The organism is Escherichia sp. MOD1-EC6021, from assembly GCF_002965245.1.
GTDB classification, from domain to species: domain Bacteria; phylum Pseudomonadota; class Gammaproteobacteria; order Enterobacterales; family Enterobacteriaceae; genus Escherichia; species Escherichia coli_F.
Window position 1 is genome coordinate 1 of the sequence record NZ_PTRU01000141.1, and the last position, 343, is coordinate 343.

1 protein-coding gene and 1 pseudogene are annotated in these 343 nt (G+C 58.9%); both read left to right on the top strand.

Annotated elements, in window-relative coordinates; genetic code table 11:
• Positions 1 to 146 (top strand): annotated as a pseudogene (locus tag BEB54_RS29110) (DNA methylase); the annotation flags it as partial.
• On the top strand, positions 147 to 343 hold a 197-nt coding region (locus BEB54_RS28375; RefSeq protein WP_105282354.1), incomplete at its 3' end, for a hypothetical protein.

Below are 343 nucleotides of genomic sequence, written 5' to 3' on the forward strand. Positions count from 1 at the left end.
CCGCCCTCCAGTCCGGACGCCGGTATATCGGTATCGAGCTGCTTGAGCAGTATCACCGTGCCGGGCAGCAACGCCTTGCCGCCGTGCAACGGGCCATGCAGCAGGGGGCCGCGAATGATGACTGGTTTATGCCGGAGGCTGCGTAAATGAACTATGCCGGACACGAAAAACTTCGCGCCGAAGTGGCGGAGGTGGCCAGTGCCATGTGCGACCTGCGTACAACCATGAATGAGATGGAGCGGCGGTACAGCTTTAATGCTGACACACTTCCGGAACGTCTGGTGCGTCAGACGTTGTTTCGCGCAAACCGCCTCCTGATGGAGGCATATACCGAAATTCTGGA